Below are 25,226 nucleotides of genomic sequence, written 5' to 3'. Positions count from 1 at the left end.
TGAAAACAAAAGATAAACCACTATGATAGCGGATCGCGGCGCGTTGCGTCGCATCCTGCGTGCGCTGCGCCGTTCATTTGCCGGTTTTTACGCCGTCGCCTTTTCCGCAAGAACTTCAGGCCTGTTCTATAGTTACCTTACATTTCATGCAGTCATCCGACTGCGTTAGAAAAAGGAAAGGAGACGAGTTCAATGTCGAATGATGAGAAACGCCCTAACCACGAAGCGCCGTTCCATGACGCGCGGTCGTCCCAACCGGGCATGGGATCGCTGGCGCCGGATGATGGCTCCCACCGCCCTTCTCCGGCACCGACGCCGCCGGGCGAACAGCCGACCGCGCCGGGCAGCCTGAAGGCCCCGCAGGTGACTAACGATAAGCTCGGCGCGCTGGAGACCTTCCGCAAGGGCGGCGAGCACGAGGCGCTGACCACCAACCAGGGCGTGCGCATCGCCGACGATCAGAACTCGCTGCGCGCAGGCACCCGCGGCCCGACGCTGCTTGAAGATTTTATCCTGCGTGAAAAAATCACCCACTTCGACCACGAACGCATTCCTGAGCGCATCGTTCACGCCCGCGGCTCTGCCGCGCACGGCTATTTCCAGCCTTACAAAAGCCTGAGCGACATCACCAAAGCCGCGTTTTTAAGCGATCCACAAAAAATCACGCCGGTGTTTGTGCGTTTCTCAACCGTCCAGGGCGGCGCGGGCTCGGCGGATACGGTGCGCGATATCCGCGGCTTCGCCACTAAGTTCTATACCGAAGAAGGGATTTTCGACCTGGTGGGCAATAACACGCCGGTCTTTTTCATTCAGGACGCCCATAAATTTCCGGACTTTGTCCACGCCGTGAAGCCGGAGCCGCACTGGGCCGTGCCGCAGGGCCAGAGCGCCCACGACACTTTCTGGGATTACGTGTCGCTGCAACCTGAGACGCTGCATAACGTGATGTGGGCGATGTCCGATCGCGGCATCCCGCGCAGCTACCGCACCATGGAAGGCTTCGGCATCCATACCTTCCGCTTTATCAATGCCGAAGGGAAAGGCACGTTTGTGCGCTTCCACTGGAAACCGGTCGCGGGCAAAGCGTCGCTTATCTGGGATGAGTCCCAGAAGCTGACCGGCCGTGATCCGGACTTCCACCGCCGCGACCTGTGGGAATCCATTGAGGCGGGCGACTACCCGGAATATGAACTCGGCGTGCAGCTCATCCCGGAAGAAGATGAGTTTAAATTCGACTTCGACCTGCTGGACGCCACCAAGCTTATCCCGGAAGAGCTGGTGCCGGTGCAGCTGGTCGGCAAAATGGTACTAAACCGCAACCCGGATAACTTCTTTGCGGAAAACGAACAGGCGGCGTTCCATCCGGGGCATATTGTGCCGGGGCTCGATTTCTCTAACGATCCGCTGTTGCAGGGGCGTCTGTTCTCCTACACCGACACCCAGATAAGCCGCCTCGGCGGGCCGAACTTCCACGAGATCCCGATTAACCGCCCGACCTGCCCGTACCATAATTTCCAGCGCGACGGCATGCACCGGATGGATATCGACACCAATCCGGCCAACTATGAGCCGAACTCGATTAACGACAACTGGCCGCGCGAGACGCCGCCTGCGCCGAAGGCTGGCGGATTTGAAAGCCATCAGGTGCGCGTCGAAGGCCATAAGATCCGCGAGCGCAGCCCGTCATTCGGTGAATATTATTCCCAGCCGCGCCTCTTCTGGCAGAGCCAGACCCCGGTTGAGCAGCGTCATATCATCGACGCGTTCAGCTTTGAGCTCAGCAAAGTCGTGCGCAGCTACATCCGCGAGCGCGTGGTGGATCACCTCTGCCATATCGATATCTCGCTGGCGCACCCGGTCGCAAACAATCTTGGCATTACGCTCACCGAGGCGCAGATGCATGTCGCGCCGCCGAAAGACGTCAACGGGCTGAAGAAAGATCCGTCGCTGAGTCTGTACGCGGTGCCGGGCGGCACCGTCAAAGGTCGCGTGGTAGCGGTATTGCTAAACGATCAGGTGAAATCCGCCGATCTGCTCGCCATGCTGCAGGCGCTGAAGTCGCACGGCGTGCACGCCAAACTGCTCTACAGCCGCATGGGCAGCGTGACGGCAGATGATGGCTCGCAACTGGAAGTGGCTGGCACCTTCGCAGGCTCGCCGTCGGTCACGGTAGACGCCGTGCTGGTGCCGGGCGGTGCGGCGAGCGCGCTTGCTGACAACGGCGATGCGGTGTACTACCTGCTGGAGGCCTACAAGCACCTGAAGGCTATCGGCCTGATGGGCGACGCGCGCGGGCTGAAAAGCCGCCTGAACGTGCCGGACACCGGCGAGGAAGGCATTGTGGAAGCCGACGACGCCTCGGGCAGCTTTATGGATGATTTTATCCACCAGCTCGCCTGCCATCGCGTCTGGGCGCGCACGCCGAAAGTAGCCGCCATTCCGGCGTAACCGTTCTGCAAAAACCAAACGCCGCGTCATGCGGCGTTTTTTATGGGCGCTAGCCGGCGCAAAACGCAGGCGCAAAAAAACCGGCCGGAGCCGGTTTCTTTGCCTGCGAGGCGAATTACTGCTTCGGCGCCTGCGGGTCGGTATCGTACTCGGCACAAGTCTGGTAGCCAGAATTCAGCACGTGACCGGTTTCGTCCAGGGCGACGAAATAGGTTTCGGTTTTGCCGTTGCGGCTGCCCAGAATATAGGTCTGGCAGGTGCCGCGCGCGTGAATCATGGTCACTTCAGAAGACGGTTTACCCGCAATCTGCATAACCTGCTGACGGCTCATGCCTTTTTTCACATCTTTAACCACCGGCTGGGTAAACTGATCGGTCGTGCGATCGTAAGCGGTACACCCTGCCAGCATGGTCATTACAGCCGCTGCACTCAGAAATCCTGCAAACTTCTTGTTCATTGTGTCATCCTCTTTTTTTTCAGCGTGTGTGAATAAGCCTGGAATATAAAAGGCATTTTTTCAACCTGTTACCCAAAACGCGCACAAATTAAGAAAATTTCCCGCAGGGCGGGGAATGACGCAAAAAACGGCGTTCGCGCTGCCGGGTGGCGCGCCGGGCGTCGGTGACTTGTCGTTTTGCCCACAACGGGTTAGCTTTAACAAATCACTGTTTCAATGCCTGCGCGTTGCAGGCGAACAAGACTGGAGGGGTAAATGGCATTGCAACATGAAATTATTCAGGCGCTTGGGGTAAAACCGCAAATTGACGCCAGTGAAGAGATCCGTCGCAGCGTCGATTTTCTGAAGTCCTACCTGAAAACATATCCGTTCCTGAAAACCCTGGTGCTCGGCATCAGCGGCGGTCAGGATTCCACGCTTGCGGGCAAACTGAGCCAGCTTGCCATCAGCGAACTGCGTGATGAAACCGGCGACCAGAGCTATCAGTTTATCGCGGTGCGTCTGCCCTTCGGCGTACAGTTTGATGAAAAAGATTGTCAGGACGCGCTGGCGTTCATCCAGCCGGACAAAGTGCTGACCGTTAACATCAAAGAAGCCGTGCTGGCGAGCGAGAAAGCGCTGCGCGAAGCAGGTATTGAGCTGAGCGATTTCGTGCGCGGCAACGAAAAAGCGCGCGAGCGTATGAAAGCGCAGTACAGCATCGCCGGGATGACCAAAGGCGTGGTGGTCGGCACCGACCATGCGGCTGAAGCGGTGACCGGCTTCTTTACCAAATACGGCGATGGCGGCACCGATATCAACCCGCTGTTCCGCCTCAACAAGCGTCAGGGCAAACTGCTGCTGAAAACGCTCGGCTGCCCGGAGCATCTCTATCTGAAAGTGCCGACCGCCGACCTCGAAGACGATCGTCCGTCCCTGCCGGATGAAGTGGCGCTGGGCGTCACCTATGACAACATCGACGACTATCTGGAAGGCAAACCGATCGACGAGAAAATCAGCCAGATTATTGACGGCTGGTATCTGAAAACCGAGCACAAACGTCGCCCGCCGATCACGATTTTCGACGATTTCTGGAAGCAATAATCGCGCTTTTGACACGCCCCGCCGGGGCGTGTCACCCCGCTTAATCTTCGTTTCGCGTCACCGCACCTTTTTCAGGGATGACCTATGTCAGTGTCAACGCAGCGCGCCACGCTGCCGGGCCTTGCGGCCATTCTGCTCTGGAGCACATCCGTCGGGTTACTTCGCAGCATCAGCGAAGCGTTCGGCCCGGTGGGCGGCGCGGCGCTTATCTATACCGTCAGCGCGCTCTGCCTGATGGTGTCACCCGGTTTGATTCACCCAAAACGCCTGCCGCGCCGCTATTTGATTGTCGGCGGACTGCTGTTTGTCGGTTATGAAATCTGCCTCGCGCTGGCGATCGGTCTTGCTCATACCCGCGCGCAGTCGCTGGAGCTTGGGATGATTAACTATCTCTGGCCGAGCCTGACGGTGCTGCTGGCGGTACTCATTAACGGCCAGCGCAGCCGCGTCTGGCTCTGGCCGGGGCTGCTGCTCGCCATCGCAGGCGTGTTTCAGGTGCTCAAAGGCGACGGCGACTGGTCGCCCGCGCAGCTCTGGCACAACGTGCAGGATAACCCGGTCGCCTATACGCTCGCCTTCACGGGCGCCCTCGTCTGGGCGCTCTACTGCAACCTGACCCGCCGCTGGAGCAATGGTCAGAGCGGCGTGGCGCTCTTTTTTTGCGCCACCGCTGCGGCGCTGTGGCTGAACTACGCGCTGTCGCCCCAGCCGCCGATGCAGCCCTCTGCGCCCGCCGTCGCGCAACTGCTCTTTATGGGCCTTTCCACCGCAACTGCTTACGCCGCCTGGAACTACAGTATTCAGCACGGCAATATGACGCTGCTCGCCACCGCGTCTTACTTCACGCCAGTGCTTTCAGCGCTGCTGGCGAGCCTGTGGCTCGGCCTCGCGCCGGGCATCGCGTTCTGGCAGGGCGTGGCGATGGTGGTGGCCGGCTCCTTGCTCTGCTGGCTTGCGACGCGCAACCTGAACTGAAAATGGCGCTTTTTCAACCACACATTCCCTGATAGACTGGATAAGTAAACAGTATTCAGGAGAGTGATGTGGTGAGGCGTACTGGCGCGCCGCGGCTGGAGTTTGAAAAAGCGGCAATTTATGAATATCCCGAACATCTGCGTCCGTGGCTCGACGATCTGCCGAAACACCCTGGCGTGTATGTGTTTCATGGCGAAAGCGAAACCATGCCGCTCTATATCGGCAAAAGCGTCAATATTCGCAGCCGGGTGCTCTCGCACCTGCGCACGCCTGACGAAGCTTCAATGCTGCGCCAGTCGCGGCGCATCACGTTTATCCGCACGGCGGGCGAGATAGGCGCGCTGCTGCTGGAGGCGCAAATGATCAAAGAGCAGCAGCCGCTGTTCAATAAGCGTCTGCGTCGCAACCGCCAGCTCTGCTCCTTGCAGTTTAAAGGCGAAAAGCCCGAGGTGGTGTACGCGCGCGATGTCGATTTCTCCCATCAGCCGGGGCTGTATGGCCTCTTTTCGAGCCGCCGCGCGGCGCTCGGCACGCTGCAATCTATCGCGGACGAGCAGCAGCTCTGCTATGGCCTGCTGGGGCTGGAATCGGTGCGTCCTGGTCGCGCCTGTTTCCGTTCGGCGCTGAAGCGCTGCGCGGGGGCCTGCTGCGGTAAAGAGCCACTCGAGGCGCATAACGCCCGTCTGATGGACGCGCTGGAGCGTATGCGGGTTATCTGCTGGCCGTGGAACGGCCCGGTGGGGTTGCGGGAGAGTTTCGGGGAGATGACCCAGTACCATATCATCCATAACTGGTACTGGTTGGGCTCTGTCGCGTCGTTAAGCGAGGTGGCGAACATTTCACGCGCGCCGCAGGGCTTTGACAACGACGGTTATCGTATCCTCTGCAAACCGCTTATCAGCGGTGAGCACGAGATTATCGATCTCGGCGCGAGCGCCCGTTAAAGATAGGTAATCTCGCTAAACAGCAACTGCCCTTCGGTTTTCAGCAGCCGAAGGGTATGCATCCCCTCCTGCCACCATGCCCCCTGCTCGGCCGTCAGCAGTTTATCGTTCAGCTGCCACGCCCCACTCAGCACATAGACAATGCCGCCGCGCCTGTGGCGGGTGGTGAACGTGCGATCGGCGACGCGCACCTGCGCGCGACAGCGGTCGCGGCGGGTCATCAGATTAAAATCAAGCGACATGCGTCCGTCGGTGAGCTCCGCACGTACCGGGTGCTCGCCCGCGAAGGTAAACGGCTGATGACGCTTTAACGTGTGGCGAAACGCGCTGCCGCCGTGCAGCGTCACTTCGCCGCCATCGAGCAGCGTCACCACGCGATCAACCTGCGGGACGACATTGAACTCGCCATTGCTGGCGAGAGAGGCGATGCTGGCGCGCCAGTTGAAATCCCGGCTCGGCGGGAAGCAGCAAATTTCCCGTGTTTCACCTGCGCCGTTGCGCCACAGGTTCACCGGCATTTTTTTGACGTCAAAAAACTCCATCCCCACTCCTGGAAAACGCGTAATGCGTAAATCGCCTGCGGCTGCGCCGCGACGAAAATTATCGGTCTGGATCCACTGGCGCCGTTATCGGCAACGCCAGACGATTGCTGTAGCAGATACTGAAAACCGCCCGCTGGCGAAAAGCGCAGCGCGGCGGTAAAGGAGAATGATAACCAACAGAAATTACGAGGCAAGAGGCGCCAGAAAAGAAAAACCGCCGGTTCTGACCAGCGCCCCCGAAGGACACTGATCAAAACCGGCGGTCTTAAGCCAGTCAGAAATTATTCTGTATCTGCTGGCATTTTACCTTCAGGCGCAGGACGTTCTGTCAGACGCTTCTCAAAATTGGCATTAAACTGCTTTTTCTGCTCCGGCGTCAGAACGTTATAGATTTTGTTCTGGGTTTCCATATGCGCCAGCATACGGGCTTTGTGCTGCGCTTCCATTTTATCTATCTGCGCTTCGGCTTTCGCTTTATCGAAGCTGTCGCTGGCAATCAGTTCGTGCATCGCGCGGCGCTCTTCTTGCGAAGGACGTTCAAATTTGTCGCGCTGGGCTTTACGGATGTCGCGGATTTGCTGCTTCTGCGCATCGGTCAGGTTCAGCCCCTGGAACATCATATCGTGATGCGGGCCGCGGGGACCTTTATGCGGCATCATTGGCTTGCCGTTCGCGTCAGGCGCCGGGGCGTCCGCCGCGTGAGCCAGGTTAGCCGCGCCAAGTGCCAGTGTGGAAGCAACGAAGATAGCCGTTAATTTACGCATAATGTTGTCCTTACTTTCAGTTAATTCAGCAACAGGTTGTCGCCTTGACGAGATTAATTCTACGGGCAGATTCGTCAATCAGTCAGAGTCTGAGTAAAACAGTGAAAGCATAAAAAACAATTATTGTGCGATTATGAAGAAAATAAGGATAAACAGAGGAGAAAAGTTTTTAAATATCACAACTGATTGATTGTGAAGAGAGTATGAGCGCAGTATAAAGCCGCCGCGCTGTAAAATAAAGGAAACCGATAAGAATATTCCGCAATATATTGGCGGCACCGTCCGGCGCCGCCAGGTATTACATTTCGCGCAGCATTAATCCGGCCCGTAACCCGAGCGCGACCGACGGATTAGGAAACAACACCCGCTCAACATCCTGCGCGTAATAGCGCTCGTCGCCATCTTCCGCGAGCAGCGTACCCGCGCTGAAGGCGGTGAAGTTTTCCGTATCGCCGGACATATGCAGCACAAAGTGCTCGCTGCGCCGGGTCAGCTGCTGCGCCACTTCGAAGCGTCGCGGCGGCGTGTCGGCTGCGGGCAGCGGCGAGTCGTCCAGCAGGGCGGCCAGCGCCCGCCCGGTCAGCGCGAACTGGCTGAGATCGTTATGACCGAACGGCAGGGCTTTCCCCAGCTCCAGCGTGCAGCTAAGCGCGTCGAAACGCTCGCAGGAAAAATGGCTGAAGGTGCCGCCCGGCGCGCGGTGAAACACCAGCGCCTGTAACCTGGCGTCGCCCAGCCACGTCAGAAAGTCTTCCGGCCACGCGGCGGCGCGCGCGGGCAACACGCCGAAGCGCGGAAACTGCGAGCCGCGGATGGCAGTATGCAGATCCAGATGCCAGCGCACCGGCTCGTCGCCCGCCGCGAAAAACGTCTCCAGCGCCTGTTCAAGCCGCGCGGCGCGGGCGGTTTCATACCCCGGCGTCGCCTTTTGCCAGCGCCCGCCGAAAAGCCGATTCAGGTCGTAATCCATAAAGCGGCGTCCGGCACGCAGCGCCGCCGGGCTGCCCAGCACGACCAGCAGACGCCAGACGAGCGGTCGTTCGCCGCGCAGCAGCGGCGCGAGCAGCTCGCCGAGCATTTCCACCGGCGCGGTTTCGTTGCCGTGAATACCCGCGCTTATCACCAGCGCGCCGCGCGTAAGGCCTCGCGGCGTTAGCTGGATAATGCCCTCATCCAGCCATTCGACGGTGATCTCGCCGCATCGCTGCGTGAGGTGCGCTGGCCGCTCACCGCGCAGCGTCTGTGCGATAAAATCGTCCATAGCGGCTCCTTACAGCTGGAACGGGTAAACGCTGCCGAGATCAAGCAGGCGCGTCAGTTCATCCAGCGCCTCGCGCCCTTCGCGCAGCAGTTGCGGATCAACCAGATCCTGCTGGGTCAGCCGGTCGCGATAGTATTTATCGACCCAGGCATTGAGACGGTTAAACAGCGCATCATTCATCATCACCGCCGGGTTGACCGCCTGACGCTCGGCATCCGTCAGCACCACGCGCAGCCGCAGACAGGCCGGGCCACCGCCGTTCGCCATGCTTTCACGCAGATCAAAGACCTTCAGTTCGCTAATCGGGTTATCCGCCGCCAGCAGCGTATTCAGATAGCGCCAGACGCCCTCATGGCGACGCGACTCCTCTGGCAGCACCAGCACCATCGCGCCGTCATCGCGGCTCAAGAGCTGGCTGTTAAAGAGATAGGTCTGCACCGCGTCCTGCACCGAGACCTCATCGGCTGGCACCACCAGCGGCGTAAAGCCTGACACCCGGTCAGCGAGTTCATCCAGCAGCGCCTGCTGATGTAAAAACGCGTGCTGGTGGCAGAAGAGCACCTGACGGTTAGAGACGGCAATCACGTCGTTATGAAACACGCCCTGATCGATGACCGCCGGGTTCTGCTGGGCGAACACGGTACGCGTCGGATCAACCTGATTAAGCCGCGCCACGGCCTGCGAGGCCTCCAGCGTCTGGCGCGCCGGATAGCGGGCGGGCACCAGCGCCCCGCTCTCTTCGCGTCCGTAAATAAACAGCTGAACACCCGGCTCGCCATAATCGCCGCCGAGGCGGTTGTGGTTGGCCGCCCCTTCGTCGCCGAACATCGCCACCTGCGGCAGCGCCGGGTGGACCTCAAAACGGGACGCATCGCGGAAAATCGCGCGCAGCAGCCGTTCGGTGCCCGGCGCTTCGCTCGCGCGGTGAAATTTATTATTCAGGTTCGCCACCGTCAGATGCACTTTGCCATCCAGCGCATCGGCGGAAGGGCAGACCGTGGCGGCGTTTGCCACCCACATCGACGAGGCGGAGCTGGCGGCGGAGAGCAGGTGCGGCGCAGTGCGCCAGGCCTTTTCCAGCACCTGTTCGTCGCGGCCCGTAAAGCCAATCAGGCGCAGCGCCGCGAGATTCGGACGCTCCTGCGGCGGGATCACCGCCTGCGGGAAACCGGCGTCCGCCAGCGCTTTCATTTTGGCAAGTCCCTGTTTCGCGGCAAGCTTCGGGTTGGAAACCTGAAAGCGGTGCTTTGTTGACGCCTCATTACCGAACGACAGCCCGGCATAGTGGTGGGTCAGCCCCACCAGGCCGTCAAAGTTGACTTCGCGTGCCTTCATGCCTGCTCCTTAGCGCCGAAATCCAGACCGGGGTTTAACGTCGACGGCAGCGCGAACGTCGGGCTTTCGAGCGACGCCATCGGCCAGGCGCAGTAATCCGCCGCATACCAGGCGCTGGCGCGATGGTTGCCGGAGGCTCCGACGCCGCCAAACGGCGCCGTGCTGGCCGCGCCGGTGAGCGGTTTGTTCCAGTTCACGATGCCCGCGCGCGCTTCCAGCAGCAGCTGGTCGAATTTTTCCCGCACCGGCGAAATCAGCCCGCAGGAAAGCCCGTAGCGGGTGGCGTTGGCAAGCGCAATCGCCTCATCGAATTCGTCGTAGCGCCAGACGCCCAGCAGCGGCCCGAAGATTTCTTCATCCGGCACGTTATTAACGCCGGTAAGCTCGACGATGCCCGGCGTCAGCAGCGAGCTGCCCGCCTGTACCAGCGCGGGCGTCAGCAGCGGTTTGCCGCCGCGCGCCAGATGCCCCTGCCAGGCTTCCAGCACCCGCTCCGCCGCCTGGACGCTGATGAGCCCGCCCATAAACGGCTGCGGCTCAGCATCCCAGCGGTCAGGGCGCAGCCTTCCGGCAACCTCTACAAGGCGTGTCAGGAAGGCGTCGCCCGCCGCGCCGCGCTTCACCAGCAGGCGGCGCGCGCAGGTGCAGCGCTGCCCGGCGGTAATAAACGCCGACTGGATCGCCAGATGCACCGCCCCGTCGATATCGTCAGGATCTTCAACGATAAGCGGGTTATTGCCGCCCATCTCCAGCGCGAGGATTTTCTCCGGCTGCCCGGCAAGCTGGCGATGCAGCTGATACCCGGTGCCGGCGCTGCCGGTAAACAGCAGGCCGTCAAGCGCCGGCTCCGCTGAGAGCGCCTGCCCGGTGGCGCGCGCGCCCTGCACAAGATTGAGCACGCCTGCGGGCAGCCCCGCCTGCTCCCAGAGCTTCATCACGGCCTCGCCGGTCCGCGGCGTCAGTTCGCTCGGCTTAAATACCAGCGTGTTGCCCGCAAGCAGCGCCGGCACGATATGACCGTTCGGCAGATGCCCCGGAAAATTGTATGGGCCGAAGACCGCAAGGACTCCGTGCGGACGATGGCGCAGCGTCGCCGCGCCGTCCGGCATCGGCGTCTGCTGCTCGCCGGTGCGCACCTGATAGGCCTTCAGCGAGATGCCCACTTTGTTGACCATCGCGGTGACTTCGGTCGCCGCCTCCCAGCGCGGTTTGCTGGTCTCCTGCGCGATGATCCGCGTCAGGTCGGTTTTATTGGCCTCCAGCAGCGCCGCGAATTTTTCGGCGATAGCCTGGCGCTCCGCGAAGGGCCGTTTCGCCCAGGCCGGGAATGCCGCCCGCGCGGCGGCGCAGGCTTGCGTCACCTGCGCCTCGTCAGCCGCTTTGCCCTGCCAGAGCAGCTCGCCGCTGACCGGATCGCGTTTTTCGAGCGCCTCGCCCTGCCCGGTTTGCCACTCGCCGTTTATCCATATGCTCATGCTGCTTTCTCCTCAGGGCAAAGGCGCACCAGGCGTACCTGGTCGCCGTGCTGGCATTTCAGCGCGTCAAGCGTCGCGGCATCCAGAATCAGCCGGTCGGCGTCAGGTCTGGCGCGGATAAGCATCACGCGGAAATGATCATAATTTTCGTTCGACACCATACAGGCGGGCAGATCGTCACCCGTTGCCGGCTGGCCTTCCGCCACCTCGATGAGACGGCTTTTACGGATGGCGCGCACGCGGTCGATATCGCACTCAAGCGTCGGGCCGCCGTCGAAGATGTCGACATAGTTACGGTAGCGGAAGCCTTCGGCCTCCAGCACCGCGCGTGCGGGCGCGGTGTCTTTATGCACCTGGCCGATGACCGACTGCGCCTCTTCGGAAAGGAACTGGGTATAGATAGGATGTTTCGGCATCAGCTCGGCGATAAACGCCTTCTGACCGGTGCCGCACAGGTAGTCGGCGCGGCTGAATTCCATCGAGAAGAAGCGCTGGCCGAGGCTCTCCCAGAATGGCGAATAGCCGTGCTCGTCAATCACTCCGCGCATCTCCGCCACCACTTTTTCATTAAAGCGCTCGCGGAACGCGGCCATAAACATGAAACGGGATTTGGAGAGCAGATAGCCGTTGCCGTTTTTGCGCCAGTCCGGATCAAGGAACAGCGTGCAGAGTTCGCTGCTGCCGGTGTGATCGTTGCTGAGAAACAGCGTGGGCAGCGCGTTGTAAACGTTCAGCTCTTTTGAGGCGTGCACCAGCGTGCCGACGCGGTAGTTATACCAGGGCTCGCTGAGCCCGACGGCCACTTCGATAGCGCAGATCCCGGCAACCGTGCGGCTGTCGGTATCTTCCAGCACGAACACGTACCCCTGATCGCCCGGCGGCAGCGCATTACGCCAGGTTTGCAGCGAGCGCTCGACGCGCGCGCTGAGGGTTTTCTCATCCACCGGCAGCGAGGTAAGCCCGCCGCCGGTTTTGGCGGCAAGCCGCAACAGCGCCGGCACGTCGTCATGGGTTACGGGGCGAATTACCATCATGATGCGCCCTCCTTCAGCCAGTTTTCGCAGGCGCGGGCGACGCGCGCGAGCCCGGTTTCAATCTCCTGATGGCTGATGTTCAGCGCGGGCGCGAAACGCAGCACGTTAGCGCCGGCAATCAGCACCATCGCGCCTTCTTTCGCGGCAGCAAGCGAGATGGCCTTTGCCTTGCCCGCATACTCTTCTTTCAGCACGCAGCCGATCAGCAGCCCCAGACCGCGGATCTCTTTAAACAGGCCGAGGCGCTGATTAATCGCGTTGAGCTGCTCGACAAACGCCTCGTGGCGCGCTTTCACGCCGTTCAGCATCTCTGGCGTGTTCACGAGATCCAGCACTTCGCCTGCGACCGCGCCCGCCAGCGGGTTACCGCCGTAGGTGGTGCCGTGGGTGCCGACGCCCATCACCGCGGCGCAGCGCTCGGTGGTGAGCATCGCGCCAATCGGGAAGCCGCCGCCCAGCGCTTTGGCGGTGGAGAGCACATCCGGCGTCACGCCGTAATGCATGTAAGCGTACAGCGAACCGGTGCGGCCCACGCCGGTCTGGACTTCATCAAAAATGAGCAGCGCGTTGTGACGATCGCACAGCTCGCGCAGGCCCTGGAGAAACGCGGGCGTGGCGGGCACTACGCCGCCCTCGCCCTGCACCGGCTCAACAATCACCGCGCAGGTGTCGTCATTGATCAGCGCGGCGGCGGAGTCTAAATCGTTAAAGACTGCATGGTTGATTTGCGGCGGCAGCGGCGCGAAATCCTGCGAGTACGCAGGCTGACCGCCCGCCGAGACGGTAAAGAGCGTGCGGCCGTGGAAGGCATTTTTGAACGCCACGATGCCGCTTTTCTGCGCGCCATAATTATCGTGCGCATATTTACGGGCGAGCTTCAGCGCCGCCTCGTTGGCTTCGGCGCCGGAGTTACAGAAGAAGACGCGGTCGGCGAAGGTGGCATCAATCAGGCGTTTGGCGAGGCGCAGCACGGGCTCGTTAGTATACCCGTTGCCGGTATGCCAGAGTTTCGCCGCCTGGGTTTCCAGCGCCTGACGCAGTTTCGGGTGCGCGTGTCCCAGCGCATTTACCGCGATGCCGCCCGCGAAATCGATATACTCCTTGCCTTCCTGATCCCAGAGCGTGGAGCCCTCGGCCCGCACCGGGATAAACGCTGCCGGGGCGTATACGGGGATCATCCACTCATCAAAGTTCTGGCGGGTAATTGACTGCGACATAGCGACCTCGTCCGGTAAATAAAAGGTTGTGTATTTGTTAATAAAATGATGTTTGCGCTCTTACTGTAGATTGCACGCTTCGTGCCAGCCAGAGGAGAAAATGCATAGCGGTAAGGTGATAACGCTAAATCAATAACTTACAAACACAGGCTATTCACTTTAATTGCATAAAAAGTGAATACTTTTATGACGCGGCGGCCTTTGCAATAAAAAAATCCGCTCGATTATGCATTGATAAAATATTGTTCTGGAATTGTGATCGTTGCCGGGATTTGTCGTAAAAAGGTGCCCCATTTCAGGGCGCTGGCGCCATGATGGTGCGCTTTTGCTGGCTCATTGCCACTGACAGCGATGGTTAACACCTTGCCCGTCCGGGAGACGCGCAGGCGCTTTTTCTGATACCATCGCGGCACTCTTGTTCATCCAGTGTGTTCGCGACTATGAAATTCATCTCTTTTAACATCAACGGCCTGCGCGCCCGCCCACACCAGCTCGCCGCGCTGGTGGAACAACATCAGCCGGACGTTATCGGCCTGCAGGAAACCAAAGTCCATGACGATATGTTTCCTCTCGAAGAGGTAGCGAAACTGGGCTACAACGTGTTTTATCACGGCCAGAAAGGCCATTACGGCGTGGCGCTGCTGACCAAAGCGACGCCGGTTTCCGTACGCCGCGGCTTTCCGGGCGATGGCGAAGAGGCGCAGCGGCGCATCATCATGGCCGAAATCCCGTCCGCGATTGGCGATATTACCGTCATTAACGGCTACTTCCCGCAGGGCGAAAGCCGCGATCACGAAGTGAAATTCCCGGCCAAAGCGAAGTTTTATCAGGATCTGCAAGATTACCTGGATACGGCGCTGAAGAACGACAACCCGGTGCTTATTATGGGCGATATGAATATCAGCCCGACCGATCTGGATATCGGCATCGGCGAAGAGAGCCGCAAGCGCTGGCTGCGCACCGGCAAATGCTCCTTCCTGCCGGAAGAGCGCGAGTGGATGGGCCGCCTGCTGAACTGGGGCCTGACCGATACGTTCCGTCACGCTAACCCGGAAACCCGTGACCGCTATTCGTGGTTCGACTACCGCTCGAAAGGGTTTGACGAGAACCGCGGCCTGCGCATCGACCTGCTGCTGGCAAGCGCACCGCTGATGTCGCGCCTCGTTGAGACCGGCATCGATTACGAGATCCGCGCGATGGAAAAACCCTCCGACCACGCGCCCGTCTGGGCGACGTTCTCGTTGTGATTCGCACCGCTCCTCTCTTCGGGGAGGAGCGGGTTATGTGTTCCAGCTTCTATACATATTTTCAATCATTAATTACAGACAACGGTAATTACTCAATTCGTTTCACCACAGCGCGGCATACAACAAGCTATTTATATTTAATAAGAAGATAAAAAATATACTTATCTTCCATATGAATGTATTTATTAGAACGCATAATTAGAAATTATTTAGATTAATACTTATTACATTTATTTCATTGCTTACTCTTCATTTAGGGGTAAGGTTGTCCCTGCCTCATTTTACCCCCATAGATAAACAGATGACAAACAACAAAAATATTAATCGCAGTGTTATCGGGATTAACAATTTGTAATAAGCAGACTGAATATGGCTGCCGTACATTCTCATCAGACAGATATTTATGGATAAAGGTAAGAAGGCACACTAATCAGTTAAGCCTTAGAGACAATGTACTGAATACTCCGGTTAAAGGATTACCATGGCCGACACGAAGGAAAATAAATCAACTCCTGCCCTGCTTCACTTTCGATTCCCGGTTTCAAAAGATGAGCATGGCGGTGAATTTACGGATTGTGAGGCGTTTCTTGACCACCTGGGCCGTAGTGAATCCGGCGGGTCCTGGCCCGTGGGGCGCAACGGCCTGTGGCATGGCGGTATTCATATCACAAATGCCTCCGCCCCCTGGTGCGCCCTCGGCGGCCCGTTCGCCGGGTTACAACCTCTGCGCAATATGGCTGACGGTGAAGTGGTGGCCTATCGGGTGTGCAGCGACCTGAAAGCCGCCCGCTGGTGGGGAAAGCCTGTTCCTCATGCCAGTTCTTTCGTGCTGATTCGCCACTACGTCCAGCCCGGTGAAACAGAGCAAAGCGGCCTGACGTTTTACACGCTCTATATGAACCTTGCGCCGTGGAATGCGTATTCGCAAGGTGACACGGAGCACTGGAGCATCAACGTACGCTGTGGGTTGAACGCGTTTGCTGATGAACATCGGGCGTTTCATCTGGGAGCGCTGCCGAAGGGCACGAAAATCTGGTGGAACAGTGCCGACCCGGCGCTCAGGCGCGCTCACGGTGAAACGGTGATGGGCCTTGTCACGCTGCAACAGAATGTGCAGGAGCCCGGCATTGATTTATATGCAGGAGATAACGTCTGGGTATCCGTGAGGGATGCTGGCAACTTTAAACCTGAATATGGCGGCCCGGTTCGGCCTGCATGGTGGGCGCCGCTGTTGCCCCCTAATCGGCATACCTTATTGCTGGATAGCGTCGTCTGCCCCAATCCCATTTCGATAAAGGCCGGTGAGGCCATTGGTCATCTGGGCTGCGTTCGCTTGCCGGGTGCCTTTATCTCGTCACCACTGGAAGAGCAGTATCAGACCCATATTGAGTGCTTTACCGATGACCGCAACCTGGCGAATTTTTTGACCAACCCTGAACAGGTGGGCGAAGACAAACCGGCTTTTCTGAAGTTCATCCCGAACGTGACGGCATATGATTACCACAGCTGGCCGTTGCAATTTGAACCACGCAAGGCAGTGAGCACACTGGATACCGTTGTGCGGCTTGCGGATGCCCGCAGTGCAAAAGACGGCGTTACCGGACAGCTTTACTGGTGCACAGACCAGCAAGAAAGCTGGATACGTGATGAAGACACAAAGAAACTTTCACGCTATGACCTTGCAAGCCAGGGCTTTGAGCAGGTAAATATCCCTACCACCGGGTTTAAATATCTGGGAGAAAATCGCTCGCGGAAAGGGTTTATCCGCAAACTCATTGAGGTGCTGCATTTCGCCGCAAAGCAGGAGCAGCGTATAGCCTACGGGGCGATGAAATATGAATATGCGCGCTTGCTGGAAGATATTGATGCCGAGCGCGAATACGACGCCAGGCATATGCTGAGCTGGCTTTGTGTTCCGATACTCCGGCATTCTCTCAACAGGCTTATTATCAAGCACACCAGCGAATGGGCGCATTTCAGCCACGCCATGTGGGAAGAAGAGCATCTGAGTGACTACCGAAAAAATGAGCCCGGCGAAGCGGAATACTGGGACACAGTATTAAAAAATGAAGTATGGATACCTGACCTTGATAAATCGAAAGTCAACCTTCCGGCGGAATTATGGCATATGCATCCGGTGATGTTCCTTGACGCTATCTGTGTACCAAAAACCAGCGACTGGGCGCACAGCCCGTTTGCGGATTTAATAGGAAAAGCAGAATCCAATAATAATTACAACGCCTATAATGGATCATCAATACATGGCTACAAGCCAACATACCATGGAAATCTTACAACACTACCCCTATCTGAAATAATGAAAAAGCAGAAAAATAAAGAAATATTCGCCACAGGAAGATTTCAGATAATTCATGAAAATTTAGTTGCCGCAATTGATTTTTTAAACTTGAATATTGCTGATAAGTATGATGAGGAAATGCAGGATAAAATATTTACCGATTATCTTTTAAAAACCAAACGTCATCAAATAGGAGATTATTTATCTGGAAGAGGAGATTTATCTTCCGCTATGTATGCAACAGCACAAGAGTGGGCTTCAGTGGGAATTAAGAAGGGCCAATTGAAGCAAAGAGTTCCTTTACTTGATGCAGCTGGACATCAACAATATGATATTAACCATAAAGTTATTACTACACAGCACCCTGCAACATTTGAAGGTGAATCTTATTACAATGGCGATGGGATAAATCATGCATCAATTACACCACAGCAACTTCAAGAAGCTTTATTAAACTCACGATAACAGGAGGCAGCAATGCGTTATTTAGCATATGCTTTATTTTTCTTTTGCAATACCCTTTACGCGCAAAGTGTACCTAAGTTCGATAATTATAGTATAAAAGACGTTTACCGTGGCCCTGTAGCGCCGTTGCGTCTTTCTGACGATCAGAAAAATCACCTTTATGGTGAATATTTGTATGCAGCAGAAAACTCAAACAAAGTGAATTATGCAGGCCATTATATATTATTTATTTATGGATGCGGCGGAGGGGCTTTGTGTGCAGGCGTTAAAGATGCAAAAAATGGCCACTTATTAGAGACAGGAACTGATGCATACGACGCTAGCTTTTGGAATGGAGCCACTTTCAAAATAAACAGCTCTCTTTTAGAGATATCAGGGAAAACTTTCGAAAATAATTTTACAGCCACTGATTTCTTTGTGCTCGAAAAGGATGAGCTTAAGAAAATACACTCACAAAAAGACGATTAGAAAAAATGCGTTGTCGATCATGGTAGCGATCCTGACCATTCTAAGGATCAGTTGTAGACGACTTAAAGTCCGACACCATAGCTGATAACCAGGTTATCAGAATAATGAAAAATTTATCGCACTCAATATCCTTAAAAAAATTAAAGGTTTCTTTAAATGAACTTTAACAATATAACATGCAGCTTAATATTATTTAGCACCAACGCTATAGCATTTGCCAGTGAGGTTAATCCTCAGTTTTCAGATTTTTCAGTAGCAATAAGCAGTGGACCATTTACAGAACATATTGTGCTTGCCAGCAAGCAACAACATTTCACTGATAAATGGAAGCACATCATGCAACGTGAACTGGTAAAGCCAGTTAACTTTGCAGGTCATTACCGTCTCTATCTGAGCTGGAGTGGTGAATTACCTCAGGAATGTGGGGGCGAACGTTGGGTGTGCGGTTGGGTGATAGATAAAACAACCGGAAAAATCGTTTCTGAATTACCAGAATTTAATGGTAATCATGCATACTTATCTTATCATGCAAATAGCACGCCGGTTCCCTATATTACCGCGCCAGATACAGGTATATTTTCAACATCCTGACTTATTTCACGGCATCCCCGGTAGGGGGCCGCATTGCGGAAAAAGGACCATGCAAATCATTGACGTTGTGGCGGCGATTATTGTGCGCGAGGGCCGTCTGCTGCTGGCGCAGCGCCCGGCAACGGGCGATCAACCGGGCCTGTGGGAATTCCCCGGCGGCAAAGTGGAGCCCGGCGAAAGCCAGCCCGCGGCGCTGGCGCGCGAGCTTTCAGAAGAGCTGGCGATTGAGGCGCGCGTCGGGGCGTATGTGGCAAGCCATACGCGCGAAGTATCAGGCCGGGTTATCCGGCTGCATGCGTGGCGGGTTGAGGATTTCGGGGGCGAGCCGCAGGCGCTGTGTCATAGCGCGCTGGCGTGGTGCGAACCGCGCGAGGCGTTCGGCTATGCGCTCGCCCCGGCGGATATTCCTCTGCTGGAGGCGTTTATGTCCGAACGCGGCGCCACACCAGCGGATTCGTACTGAGGGTTTTCTCGTCACGCTGGCACTGCAACAGCACGCCATCGGCCTTGATCACCGCCCCTTCCGAATAGTTCTGATCCTGATAGACGCAGCACTGAATGCACTGCTGCGGACGCTGGCCGCCGGTGCTGAAAACTTCTTCCGGCACGTTGACCTGTACATCCGGGCGCAGCCTGTCGGCACCCGCCGGCAGCGTCGCGAGCAGCGCCAGCGCCGCGAATAAGCTCTGTTTCACTGACACCCTGTATCCCCTCTTGTTGCGTGATGACGCCGCAGCGCGACGTCTGTTTTCACTATAGCGCTTCGCGCTTTCCCTGAAAGAGTATCGGCCAGGCGAGTATAAGGTTTATGGCGCGCGGCAGGTTTACTCCGCAACAGGCTGCGCGCCGCCGCGTTTACGGAACGCGGGCTTTTTGCCGCCCTTGCCCCCGCGCCCTTTTTGCGCCTTCTGCGGCGCCACCAGCCCGCGGAACTGGCGTACCGGCGCGCTGCGCGCCTGGTCAATCAGCGAATAGAGCGTATGCACCAGCGGCTGCATGAAATCCTGGTAACGACACTGTTTCTCGCTGATTTGCGTTAGCGTCGATTCCCACTGCGCGGTCATGTCCGGGCGTGCGGCGAGCTCCGGCAGCGCGTGGATCAGCGCTTTCCCGGCAGGCGTCGAGTGAATATAGCGCCCCTGTTTTTCCAGAAAGCCGCGCCTGAACAGCAGCTCGATAATACCTGCGCGGGTGGCCTCGGTGCCGAGCCCGTCGGTGGCGCGCAGGATCTTTTTCAGATCTTTATCCTGCACGAACCGCGCGATGCCGGTCATCGCCGACAGCAGCGTGGCGTCGGTGAAGTGGCGCGGCGGCTGGGTCTGACGCTCGACGACTTCGCCGCGCTCGCACAGCAGTTCATCGCCCTTTGCCACCACCGGCAGCGGCGTGCCGTCGTTCTCCTCGTCACGCTCTTTTGCGCCGAGCAGCGTGCGCCAGCCCGCGTCTGCGAGAAAGCGCGCTTTGGCGATGAACTTGCCGCCCGCGATATCAAGCTCGATAACGCATTTGCGAAACTGCGCATCCTGGCAGAACTGCATCAGATACTGGCGCGCGATAAGCCCGTAAACTTTCGCCTCACCGTCAGAGAGCGACACCGGCGTGCTGCGCGCGGTCGGAATAATGGCGTGGTGGGCATCGACTTTTTTATCGTCCCAGCAGCGGTTGCGGCGCGCCGGGTCGACCGCCGGTTGCGGCAGCAGATCTGCCGCGTGGACGCCTATCGCTTTGAGCACCGCATGGCGGCCCGCAAAGTGTTCTTCCGGCAGGTAGCGGCAGTCGGAGCGCGGATAGGTAATGAGCTTGTGGGTTTCGTAGAGCTTCTGGCAGATATCCAGCACCGTCTGGGCGCTTAAGTTAAAGCGTTTAGAGGCCTCGATTTGCAGCGTCGAGAGCGAGAACGGCAGCGGCGCGGCCTCGCTTTCGCGCTTGTCGTTATAACTGGTGACGAGCGCGGGCTTGCCATCGATACGCTTTATGACATGCTCCGCCAGCGCGCGGTTCAGCAGCCGCCCCTCTTCGTCCTGATACGGCTCGCAGGCCTCGCTCGGCTGCCAGAGCGCGGTAAAACGCTCACCGGCGGGCGTGACGATATGCGCTTTGACGTCGAAGTAATCTTTAGCGACAAAGTTTTCAATCTCTTCATCACGCCGCACCACCAGCCCGAGCACCGGCGTCTGGACGCGGCCCACCGAGAGCACGCCCTGGTAGCCCGCGTTTTGCCCGAGCAAGGTGTAAGCGCGCGTCATGTTAATGCCGTAAAGCCAGTCGGCGCGGGCGCGGGCGAGCGCCGAGGTGCTGAGCGGCACAAACTCCCGGTTCTCGCGCAGTTTTTCAATGGCGCGTTCCACCGCCTGCGGGTTGAGATCGTTAATCAGGCAGCGGCGCACCTGCTGGCGCTTTTCGGCGGGCAGCTGCAGGTAGTCGAGGACTTCATCCACCAGCAGTTGTCCTTCGCGGTCCGGGTCGCCTGCGTGGACGATTTCCTGAGCCTCGCGCAGCAGCTTTTTAATCACGTTAAGCTGCTTTGCGACCGACGGCTTCGGCTGCAGCTGCCACTTCTCCGGCACGATGGGCAGGTCGGCGAGATTCCAGCGGCCATAGCGGCTGTCATAGGCGTCCGGCTGCGCCTGCTCCAGCAGGTGGCCGACACACCAAGTCACCACCTGGCCATTTCCGCATTCGATAAACCCGTCGCCGCGACGGTGCGGCTTCGGCAGCACGTCGGCGATGGCGCGCCCCAGACTGGGCTTTTCGGCAATAAACAACCGCATCGATTAGCGAATCTCCACCATTGGACGGCCGCCGCGCGCGGTTTTCAGCTCGCCGATGGCGCTGAGCGTGATGCCATGCTCCGCCGCCACGGCCTCTACCTGCGCCTGCGCCGCCGGGTCGACCGCCAGCAGCAGGCCGCCGGAGGTTTGCGGATCGCACAGCAGGCTGCGCCAGGCGTCCGGCATGTCGCCCATCAGGTGACCGTAGCTCGCGAAGTTGCGGCTGGTGCCGCCCGGGACCGCCCCCTGCGCAATGTATTCTTCTACGCCCGGCAGTTTCGGCACGGCGTCATACCAGAGCTCCGCCTGAAGGCCTGCGCCCTGACACACTTCACTGAGATGGCCCAGCAGCCCGAAGCCGGTGACGTCGGTCATCGCCCGCACGCCGTCAATCTGCGCGAAATCAGCGCCCGCTTTATTCATCGTACACATCACCTCCGTGGCGAGGCCCTGATGCTCCGGGCGCAGCAACGATTTCTTCTCCGCCGTGGTGAGCACGCCTATCCCCAGCGGTTTGGTAAGGAAGAGCTGGCAGCCCGCCTCGGCGGTGCTGTTTTTCTTCACGCGCGCGGTCGGCACGACGCCCGTGACCGCGAGGCCGAAAATCGGCTCCGGCGCGTCAATGGAGTGGCCGCCCGCAAGCGCGATGCCCGCTTGCTGGCAGGCGAAACGCCCACCTTCGACGACTTCGCGCGCGATTTCCGGCGCCAGCGTGTTGACCGGCCAGCCGAGTATCGCGATAGCCATAATCGGTTTGCCGCCCATTGCGTAGATATCGCTAATGGCGTTGGTCGCGGCGATGCGGCCAAAATCAAAAGGGTTGTCCACGATAGGCATGAAGAAATCCGTGGTGCTGATAACGCTCGTGCCGTTGCCCAGGTCGTAAACCGCCGCGTCATCGCGGGTTTCATTGCCGACAAGCAGGTTGGGGTCGATAAACTTCGCCTGATCGCTGTGCAGGATGGTTTCCAGCACTTTCGGGGAAATTTTACAACCGCAACCTGCTCCGTGGCTGTACTGGGTCAGACGAATCGCTTGCTCACTCATGGACCGCTCCTTGTTTGGTCAGAATCAGGTGATCGTTATCATTCGATAAATAAAGCGCGCTTATGGTAGCGCCTGAAAGGCGGGGTGGTAAGTATGCCTGTCTGAATTGCGCCGCTTTTGCTCACAATCCAGACAGTTTTGCGCGAGGGCTTCAGAAATAACGCACGAAGGGGGCGGTGTCGGGCAGGTTAATGGTGGTGGACGCCTTCAGCTGCGGGGTGCCGAGATAGAGAAAACCGACTATCTGATCCTGCTCGCGGCAGTCAAACGCCTCGCGCACCCGCGGGTTGTCGGTGAACGGGCCGCTGCGCCAGATGCCGTTAAAGCCCTGGGCGAGCGCCGCCATTTGCATCGCCATGACCGCGCAACCGGCGCTGACCACCTGCTCCCAGCGCGGCACTTTATGGTGCTCCTGGCAATGCGCGACGACGGTGATGATAAGCGGCGCGCGAAACGGCGCGTTGCGGGCTTTGTCGATTGCTTTTTCATCCTGACCGTCGGCGATGGCGGCGTTTTCCAGCAGCGCGCTGAAGCGCTCGCGCCCTTCCCCTTCGATAACAAAGAAACGCCACGGCTGGAGCGTGCCGTGATCCGGGGCGCGCAGGCCCGCGCGCAGAATGTTTTCCAGCGCGTCGCCAGTGGGCGCAGGCTCGGCGAGCCGCGAGGCGCTGCGGCGGTTGACCAGCATCTCTAATGCATCCATCTCAACTCTCCTGTGATGATTTTTAATCATAAAATTAACACAGCGGTATGTTTTGTTACACCCTACCGGCGTTTCCTGCTGACAAGGCCGCCCGGGGTATTTACACTTTGTCGGCGTCCCGCCTGTAGCGGGAGGTTACGGGGTTCCCCGTTATTCACGGATTAGGGAGAGTAAATGCGTACCCTTTGGCGAATTATTGCCGGATTCTTTAAGTGGACCTGGCGCCTGCTCAACTTCATCAGAGAGCTGGTGATGAATCTGCTGTTTCTGGTGCTGGTGCTGGTGGGCGTCGGCGTCTGGATGCAGTTCAACAGCGGCCCGTCGGAGCCGGGGCGCGGCGCGCTGCTGCTCGATATCAGCGGCGTGGTGGTGGATAAACCGTCGGTCAATAACAAACTCGGCGCGCTGGGACGTCAGCTGTTCGGCGCAAGCTCCGATCGCTTACAGGAAAACTCGCTGTTCGATATCGTTAACGCGATTCGCCAGGCGAAAGACGACCGCAATATTACCGGTATCGTGCTGGATCTGAAGGATTTCGCCGGGGCCGATCAGCCGTCGATGCAGTATATCGGTAAGGCGCTGCGCGAATTCCGCGACGCCGGTAAGCCGGTCTACGCCATTGGCGAAAGCTACAGCCAGGGCCAGTACTATCTCGCGAGCTTCGCCAACAAGATTTGGCTCTCGCCGCAGGGCACCGTCGACCTGCACGGTTTCGCCACCAATGGCCTCTATTACAAGTCGCTCCTCGACAAGCTGAAAGTGACGACCCATGTGTTCCGCGTCGGCACCTATAAATCAGCCGTCGAGCCGTTTATCCGCGACGATATGTCGCCGGAAGCGCGCGATGCCGATAGCCGCTGGATTGGCGAGCTGTGGCAGAACTATCTCGGCACGCTCGCGGCTAACCGCCAGGTACCGGCAAGCCAGATATTCCCAGGCGCGCAGGCGATGATCGCAGGTCTTGAAGCCGCTGGCGGCGACACCGCGAAATACGCGCTCGACAACAAGCTGGTGGATGAACTGGCGAGCAGCGCGGCTATCGACAAGGCGTTGGTAAAACAGTTCGGCTGGAGCGACAAGGATAAAGATTTCCGCGCGGTCAGCATTTACGACTACCCGGTGAATAAGCCGTCCGAACAGGGCGAAAGCATTGCCGTGGTCTTCGCTAACGGCGCCATCATGGATGGCGAAGAAACGCCGGGGAATGTCGGCGGCGACACCACCGCCGCGCAGATCCGCGACGCGCGTCTTGATCCGAAAGTGAAAGCGATTGTGCTGCGGGTGAACAGCCCCGGCGGCAGCGTGACTGCCTCTGAAACCATCCGTCAGGAACTGGCGGCGGCGAAAGAAGCCGGTAAACCAGTCGTGGTTTCAATGGGCGGCATGGCGGCCTCGGGCGGCTACTGGATCTCAACACCTGCAAGCTACATCGTGGCAAACCCAAGTACGCTGACGGGGTCTATCGGCATCTTTGGGGTAATCAACACGGTGGAAAACAGCCTCGATGCGATTGGCGTGCATACTGACGGCGTGGCGACCTCGCCGCTCGCGGATGTCGCCGTGACCAAAGCGCTGCCGCCGGAAGTGCAGAAGCTGATGCAGATAACCATCGAGAACGGCTATCAGCGCTTTATCGGTCTGGTCGCGCAGTCGCGTCACAAAACGCCGCAGCAAATTGACCAGATTGCCCAGGGCCACGTCTGGACGGGTGAAGACGCGAAGCAAAACGGGCTGGTGGATAGCCTCGGCGATTTCGACGACGCCGTGAAAAAAGCCGCGGAGCTTGCGAAGCTGAAAACCTGGCATCTCGATTTTTATCAGGATGAACCGAGCTTTGTGGATATGGTGTTCGCCAACCTGACTGGCTCCGTGCACGCGATGCTGCCGCAGGCGCTGCAGGCGTGGCTTCCTGCTCCGTTTGCTGACGCGGCGCTGGCGGCGAAAAAGGAAGGCGATAAACTTGCCGCCTTTAACGATCCGCAAAACCGTTACGCCTTCTGCCTCACCTGCGGCGACGTGCGATAACGCCTCAGCGTGTCTCTGTCACAGCCCGGCCAATGCCGGGCTGATTTTTTTCTGCAGCACCTCTATACTGCGCGG

The 25,226-nt window shown here is 58.3% G+C and carries 23 protein-coding genes; 10 read left to right on the top strand and 13 right to left on the bottom strand.

Features of this window, described 5'->3' with window-relative positions; all coding sequences use genetic code 11:
* Positions 1 to 192: 192 nt before the first annotated feature.
* On the top strand, positions 193 to 2,448 hold the full coding sequence (gene katE, locus AFK67_RS08480; protein WP_007724961.1) for a catalase HPII: 2,256 nt from the start codon (positions 193 to 195) through the stop codon (positions 2,446 to 2,448).
* 115 nt (positions 2,449 to 2,563) lie between these two features.
* On the opposite strand, the gene osmE is transcribed toward katE, so the two are convergent.
* A complete protein-coding gene (gene osmE / locus AFK67_RS08475) occupies positions 2,564 to 2,905 on the bottom strand; it encodes an osmotically-inducible lipoprotein OsmE (protein ID WP_007724958.1) in 342 nt (113 codons plus the stop codon).
* Between the two features lie 255 nt (positions 2,906 to 3,160).
* Here osmE and nadE point away from each other — a divergent pair, with 255 nt between their 5' ends.
* The 3 genes from nadE (at position 3,161) to cho (ending at position 5,907) form a co-directional block, all read left to right on the top strand.
* Entirely contained in the window at positions 3,161 to 3,988 is an 828-nt protein-coding gene (gene nadE, locus AFK67_RS08470) for an NAD(+) synthase (RefSeq protein ID WP_007724952.1), read from the top strand.
* 84 nt (positions 3,989 to 4,072) lie between these two features.
* A complete protein-coding gene (yddG, locus tag AFK67_RS08465; protein ID WP_007724950.1) occupies positions 4,073 to 4,963 on the top strand; it encodes an aromatic amino acid DMT transporter YddG in 891 nt (296 codons plus the stop codon).
* A 68-nt stretch (positions 4,964 to 5,031) separates the two neighbouring features.
* The gene (cho, locus tag AFK67_RS08460) at positions 5,032 to 5,907 is read left to right on the top strand and encodes an excinuclease Cho (protein ID WP_007724949.1); all 876 of its coding nucleotides are present in this window, start codon (positions 5,032 to 5,034) and stop codon (positions 5,905 to 5,907) included.
* On the opposite strand, the gene ves is transcribed toward cho, so the two are convergent.
* The 8 genes from ves to AFK67_RS21705 all read right to left on the bottom strand — a co-directional run bounded on the left by ves (position 5,904) and on the right by AFK67_RS21705 (position 13,897).
* Entirely contained in the window at positions 5,904 to 6,449 is a 546-nt protein-coding gene (ves, locus tag AFK67_RS08455; protein ID WP_038872615.1) for an environmental stress-induced protein Ves, read from the bottom strand. The two genes, cho and ves, sit on opposite strands and share 4 nt — an antisense overlap.
* Before the next feature lie 281 nt (positions 6,450 to 6,730).
* A complete protein-coding gene (spy, locus tag AFK67_RS08450) occupies positions 6,731 to 7,213 on the bottom strand; it encodes an ATP-independent periplasmic protein-refolding chaperone Spy (RefSeq protein WP_007724943.1) in 483 nt (160 codons plus the stop codon).
* A 298-nt stretch (positions 7,214 to 7,511) separates the two neighbouring features.
* Positions 7,512 to 8,474 (bottom strand): succinylglutamate desuccinylase, encoded by a 963-nt coding sequence (gene astE / locus AFK67_RS08445; RefSeq protein WP_038883830.1) that lies wholly within the window; start codon positions 8,472 to 8,474, stop codon positions 7,512 to 7,514.
* 9 nt (positions 8,475 to 8,483) lie between these two features.
* Positions 8,484 to 9,809: an N-succinylarginine dihydrolase gene (gene astB, locus AFK67_RS08440; RefSeq protein ID WP_007724937.1), complete on the bottom strand. Its 1,326-nt coding sequence runs from the start codon at positions 9,807 to 9,809 to the stop codon at positions 8,484 to 8,486.
* Entirely contained in the window at positions 9,806 to 11,284 is a 1,479-nt protein-coding gene (gene astD, locus AFK67_RS08435) for a succinylglutamate-semialdehyde dehydrogenase (RefSeq protein WP_007724935.1), read from the bottom strand. Before astD ends, astB begins: the two co-directional genes overlap by 4 nt.
* Positions 11,281 to 12,318, bottom strand: coding sequence for an arginine N-succinyltransferase (astA, locus tag AFK67_RS08430; RefSeq protein ID WP_007724933.1), 1,038 nt, complete (start codon positions 12,316 to 12,318; stop codon positions 11,281 to 11,283). Before astA ends, astD begins: the two co-directional genes overlap by 4 nt.
* Entirely contained in the window at positions 12,315 to 13,535 is a 1,221-nt protein-coding gene (gene astC / locus AFK67_RS08425; RefSeq protein ID WP_007724930.1) for a succinylornithine/acetylornithine transaminase, read from the bottom strand. Before astC ends, astA begins: the two co-directional genes overlap by 4 nt.
* Positions 13,536 to 13,759: 224 nt before the next feature.
* The gene (locus AFK67_RS21705) at positions 13,760 to 13,897 is read right to left on the bottom strand and encodes a hypothetical protein (protein WP_164474025.1); all 138 of its coding nucleotides are present in this window, start codon (positions 13,895 to 13,897) and stop codon (positions 13,760 to 13,762) included.
* A 78-nt stretch (positions 13,898 to 13,975) separates the two neighbouring features.
* Between AFK67_RS21705 and xthA the strand changes: the two genes are divergently transcribed.
* The 5 genes from xthA to AFK67_RS08405 all read left to right on the top strand — a co-directional run bounded on the left by xthA (position 13,976) and on the right by AFK67_RS08405 (position 19,068).
* Positions 13,976 to 14,782, top strand: coding sequence for an exodeoxyribonuclease III (gene xthA, locus AFK67_RS08420; protein WP_007724924.1), 807 nt, complete (start codon positions 13,976 to 13,978; stop codon positions 14,780 to 14,782).
* 481 nt (positions 14,783 to 15,263) lie between these two features.
* Positions 15,264 to 17,546, top strand: a complete 2,283-nt coding sequence (locus AFK67_RS08415) for a hypothetical protein (protein WP_007724921.1) — start codon at positions 15,264 to 15,266, stop codon at positions 17,544 to 17,546.
* A gap of 12 nt (positions 17,547 to 17,558) precedes the next feature.
* Complete coding sequence (locus AFK67_RS08410; protein ID WP_050555366.1) at positions 17,559 to 18,014, top strand: hypothetical protein; 456 nt, start codon at positions 17,559 to 17,561, stop codon at positions 18,012 to 18,014.
* Between the two features lie 156 nt (positions 18,015 to 18,170).
* Entirely contained in the window at positions 18,171 to 18,605 is a 435-nt protein-coding gene (locus tag AFK67_RS22780; RefSeq protein WP_134792929.1) for a hypothetical protein, read from the top strand.
* A gap of 49 nt (positions 18,606 to 18,654) precedes the next feature.
* Positions 18,655 to 19,068, top strand: coding sequence for a pyrimidine (deoxy)nucleoside triphosphate diphosphatase (locus AFK67_RS08405; RefSeq protein ID WP_007724917.1), 414 nt, complete (start codon positions 18,655 to 18,657; stop codon positions 19,066 to 19,068).
* On the opposite strand, the gene AFK67_RS08400 is transcribed toward AFK67_RS08405, so the two are convergent.
* The 4 genes from AFK67_RS08400 to AFK67_RS08385 all read right to left on the bottom strand — a co-directional run bounded on the left by AFK67_RS08400 (position 19,028) and on the right by AFK67_RS08385 (position 23,126).
* The gene (locus tag AFK67_RS08400; protein WP_032967375.1) at positions 19,028 to 19,306 is read right to left on the bottom strand and encodes a DUF1496 domain-containing protein; all 279 of its coding nucleotides are present in this window, start codon (positions 19,304 to 19,306) and stop codon (positions 19,028 to 19,030) included. The two genes, AFK67_RS08405 and AFK67_RS08400, sit on opposite strands and share 41 nt — an antisense overlap.
* 123 nt (positions 19,307 to 19,429) lie before the next feature.
* On the bottom strand, positions 19,430 to 21,376 hold the full coding sequence (locus AFK67_RS08395; RefSeq protein WP_038883834.1) for a DNA topoisomerase III: 1,947 nt from the start codon (positions 21,374 to 21,376) through the stop codon (positions 19,430 to 19,432).
* Positions 21,377 to 21,379: 3 nt separating this feature from the next.
* The gene (selD, locus tag AFK67_RS08390; RefSeq protein ID WP_007724910.1) at positions 21,380 to 22,423 is read right to left on the bottom strand and encodes a selenide, water dikinase SelD; all 1,044 of its coding nucleotides are present in this window, start codon (positions 22,421 to 22,423) and stop codon (positions 21,380 to 21,382) included.
* 151 nt (positions 22,424 to 22,574) lie between these two features.
* Positions 22,575 to 23,126 (bottom strand): NAD(P)H nitroreductase, encoded by a 552-nt coding sequence (locus AFK67_RS08385; protein WP_007724907.1) that lies wholly within the window; start codon positions 23,124 to 23,126, stop codon positions 22,575 to 22,577.
* A 174-nt stretch (positions 23,127 to 23,300) separates the two neighbouring features.
* Here AFK67_RS08385 and sppA point away from each other — a divergent pair, with 174 nt between their 5' ends.
* Positions 23,301 to 25,151, top strand: coding sequence for a signal peptide peptidase SppA (gene sppA / locus AFK67_RS08380; protein WP_007724904.1), 1,851 nt, complete (start codon positions 23,301 to 23,303; stop codon positions 25,149 to 25,151).
* The last annotated feature ends 75 nt before the right edge of the window (positions 25,152 to 25,226 follow it).

The sequence above is a fragment of the Cronobacter dublinensis subsp. dublinensis LMG 23823 genome (assembly GCF_001277235.1).
In the GTDB taxonomy this organism is placed as follows: domain Bacteria; phylum Pseudomonadota; class Gammaproteobacteria; order Enterobacterales; family Enterobacteriaceae; genus Cronobacter; species Cronobacter dublinensis.
This window is presented reverse-complemented; position numbering and strand designations above follow the sequence as displayed.